Below are 3,429 nucleotides of genomic sequence, written 5' to 3'. Positions count from 1 at the left end.
GGCTTCTTGTGTGGCGAAGCGAGTTCTGTGGTCTTGGCGCTGAGGAGCGGCGTTCAGCGGAGATCTGCGCAGTCTGAAGGCCACAGAAGCATGGCCCAATTTGAGGAGCAACATTACCTTTCCGCTTTGTTGCGGAGGGAGGTTTTCTCATGTTCGATCAACTTTTCAAACACCCGGCTGCAGTTGCTCGTCACACCACCGCGCCGCTCTATAGTGAGCGGGTTAGGTACCTCGAGTACATGCAGCGCCATCGGGCTTCCCGCAAGACCTTGATTCGCAATGCAGCGTACATGATGCGGATAGGAGAGTCATTTAGATGGAAGTTACCGGATTCCTTCACCGCTGCTCAACTTGGCAAGCTCGCAGATCGATGGCGTAACCGTCGAGCGACTAATCCCACCCGCATCGATGGGGAAGCGTCCCGAACGGCGTATGTATCGACAGCGACGAACTGGCTGCGTTTTCTCGGACGACTGCAAGCGTTGACCAGCGAGCAGCCTGGCTCGGAACAGATCGCGGCCTACGCTCGGTACATGCGCGACGAGCGTAACCTCTCCGCACTAACAATTCGCACGCGCTCCGGTCGCGCCGCCGAGTTTCTCCGACTCGCCGATGCCGAGGGCTATGACATCCGCCGACTCGACTGGAGAGCCATCGACCTCATTCTTGCCTCGAAGGGAAGCCGTGACGGTCTGACGCGCGCGTCGATGCAAACCTATGGCTACAACATCCGCAGTTTCATTCGGTATTTGGAAGAACACGGGCAATGCCGACCCGGCTTATCGTCGTCAATACAACCGCCGCGGGTATATCAAGGCGAGGCATTACCTGCTGGTCCTTCCTGGCCAGAAGTCCTTCGTATCCTTGAGAATCTTGGAGGAAACCGGCCTGGCGCGATTCGTGATCGCGCGATCGTGATGATGTTCGCGGTGTACGGATTGCGTGTGGCCGAAGTGCGCCGACTGTGCCTCGACGATTTTGACTGGCAGCAAGCGCTTGTTCGCATACATCGCTCCAAACAGAGCGCACATGTTGCTGTATTTCCGTTGGCCGGCGACGTAGCAGATGCCCTTGCGAGGTATCTGCGTTTTGTTCGAGTGAAGTCCGATCGGCGGGAGGTTTTTCTCCAGTTGCGAAGTCCATATCAACCTCTTGGCAGCAGCGCGCTCTGGCAGATTGTGAATCGTCAGCTGAGGCCAATGGATCTGTCGATCAAACACACGGGACCACATGCCTTGCGGCACGCGTGTGCGACCCAGCTTCTCGGACGAGGTCTAACCATGAAGGAGATTGGCGATTTCCTCGGACACTGTCATCCAGCGACCACAGCGTTGTACGCGAAGGTCGACATCGACGGCTTGCGCCAGGTCGCTGACGTTGATCTCGGGAGGTTTCTATGAAGCTCGCTGACGCAATCTCACAGTACATGCAGGTTATCCACGCCAACGGATGTAAAGGTGACAGTATTCATGGCGTGCTTGTCTTGTTTACGAAGTACGTGGGCGGTGACCGGGAACTCATTTCGATTTCACAGACGGAGGTTCGAGCATTCCTCGACGGGAATCTACCGCTCAGCCATTATTGGCATCGCAAGCACTCTGCTCTCATGGGATTCTTTCGCTTTGCGCTCGCACGCGGCCTGGCACCCGCCATTCCTCTGCCTGCCAGGACACCACGTTGCCATCAGGATTTTCAACCCTATGTCTATTCCGAGGACGACGTCGACCGACTGATCACCGCGCTTGACGGGACCCGCGCGACGCTGATTGAAGCACGTACCCTTCGGGCTCTCGTACTGCTTTTATACGGAACGGGCCTCCGACTAGGCGAAGCACTACATCTATGTCTCAGGGATGTGGATTTGTCGCAACAGATGCTCACGGTTAGCGACACGAAGTTCTATAAGACGCGATGGGTTCCAATTGGAACGCAGCTCGTCCACATCCTGCACGAATACATGGTGGCCGTTCACACATCCCTCAGCATTGAAACTCGCGACGACACGCCACTGTTTGTCCGTCGGGACGGTAGTCGGCTGACCGCGAGCGGAGTCAGACGCGCGTTTGCAAGGCTCAGGTCAAAGGCTGGTGTTCGGCGCAACGACGGTGCCCGATATCAGCCGCGTTTGCACGACATGCGGGCGACGTTCGCCGTCCGTCGCTTGACCACCTGGTATCAGCAAGGCGCCGACGTGCAGCGACTTCTTCCTATGCTGTCGACCTATCTCGGACACGCGAGCATAGCGGCCACCCAGGTCTATCTACCTATGTCGCCGGAACTTCTTGTGGAAGCATCGAGCCGTCTGAGGCACTACGTCGCGCTGGAGAAACAGTCATGAACGATCTGAATCTGTTGGCCCCGTGGGTCAAACGCTTCCTGGCTGATTACCTCGTCACGGTAAGAAGTGTGGCGCGAAGCACGCAGTTGAGCTACCGCGACACTCTAGCCAGGCTCATTCGCTACGCAGCGGACGAACTACGAACGCGTCCTGACCTGCTAAAGCTTGACGACATCAGCAGGGACCTGATCAACCGATTTCTCCCAACAGCGACGACGGGTAAGGCTGTGGGCGCGAGAACCGTCAACCAACGTCTCGCGGCCATACATAGCTTCGCGCGATTCGTGGGCGAATACGGACCAGAGCACCTGGAATGGTCTGGACGTGTCGTGGCGATCCCATTCCGTAAGTTCGCACGCCCCGAGATTCCCTACCTTGAGAAGCCTGAGATGGATGCACTTCTTGCTGCAACAGACTTACGAACGGCACAGGGAATACGTGACCACGCGATGCTGATGTTTCTGTACAACACGGGCGCGCGAGCCACAGAGGTTGCACAGGTTAAGGTTGAGGACCTGCAATTGCAGTCGCGAGATAGCAACTGCAACGCGTTTGTCAGATTGGTGGGCAAAGGCAACAAGGTTCGATTATGTCCCCTCTGGCCACAAACGGCAGCGGAGATCTCGGCGCTGATTGTCGGTCGGCCAGCGAACCAGCATGTATTCCTGAACCGGCGCGGCACGTCGATTACAAGATTCGGAGTCCATTCATTGGTGGAGCGCTGTGCGAAGCGCATCGAGGCGAGGTTCCCTGCGGTCGGTGCGAAGCGGGTCAGCCCGCACACGATTCGCCATACAACGGCCACCTACCTACTACGCTCGGGTGTCGACATCAACACCATCCGCGCGTGGCTCGGCCATGTGTCGCTCAACACCACCAACATTTACGCGCAGATCGACCTGGAGATGAAGTCGCGTGCCTTGGCGCAACTGCAGCCATCCGGCGAGACGCCGCGGCGCCGAATGGAATCCGACCTGCTCCGATTCCTGCGATCACTGTGACTGGATTTCTGTGGCCTTCAGACTGCGTGGGGCTCCGCTGGACGCCGCTCCTCAACACCGAGGCCACAGAAATCGCTTCGCCACACAAGA

At 57.6% G+C, this 3,429-nt stretch carries 3 protein-coding genes; all 3 read left to right on the top strand.

Going from position 1 to position 3,429, the window contains the following annotated elements; translation table 11 throughout:
- Window positions 1-149 precede the first annotated feature (149 nt).
- From NCT05_RS36555 to NCT05_RS36545, 3 genes are read left to right on the top strand one after another with little or no spacing between them, the layout of a single operon-like run.
- On the top strand, window positions 150-1,400 hold the full coding sequence (locus tag NCT05_RS36555; RefSeq protein WP_250504786.1) for a tyrosine-type recombinase/integrase: 1,251 nt from the start codon (window positions 150-152) through the stop codon (window positions 1,398-1,400).
- Window positions 1,397-2,338, top strand: coding sequence for a tyrosine-type recombinase/integrase (locus tag NCT05_RS36550; protein WP_250504785.1), 942 nt, complete (start codon window positions 1,397-1,399; stop codon window positions 2,336-2,338). The genes NCT05_RS36555 and NCT05_RS36550 overlap by 4 nt, the downstream gene beginning before the upstream one ends.
- On the top strand, window positions 2,335-3,339 hold the full coding sequence (locus NCT05_RS36545; RefSeq protein ID WP_250504784.1) for a tyrosine-type recombinase/integrase: 1,005 nt from the start codon (window positions 2,335-2,337) through the stop codon (window positions 3,337-3,339). Before NCT05_RS36550 ends, NCT05_RS36545 begins: the two co-directional genes overlap by 4 nt.
- Window positions 3,340-3,429: the final 90 nt, after the last annotated feature.

Source organism: Caballeronia sp. AZ7_KS35 (assembly GCF_023631045.1).
Taxonomy (GTDB): domain Bacteria; phylum Pseudomonadota; class Gammaproteobacteria; order Burkholderiales; family Burkholderiaceae; genus Caballeronia; species Caballeronia zhejiangensis.
The sequence above is the reverse complement of the archived record's forward strand: the minus strand, read 5'-3'. Positions and strand labels throughout refer to the sequence as shown.

Bases quoted from the DNA above. Each gene is read 5' to 3' on its own strand.
- NCT05_RS36555 (WP_250504786.1), top strand. From the start codon at position 150: ATGTTCGATCAACTTTTCAAACACCCGGCTGCAGTTGCTCGTCACACC.
- NCT05_RS36550 (WP_250504785.1), top strand. From the start codon at position 1,397: ATGAAGCTCGCTGACGCAATCTCACAGTACATGCAGGTTATCCACGCC.
- NCT05_RS36545 (WP_250504784.1), top strand. From the start codon at position 2,335: ATGAACGATCTGAATCTGTTGGCCCCGTGGGTCAAACGCTTCCTGGCT.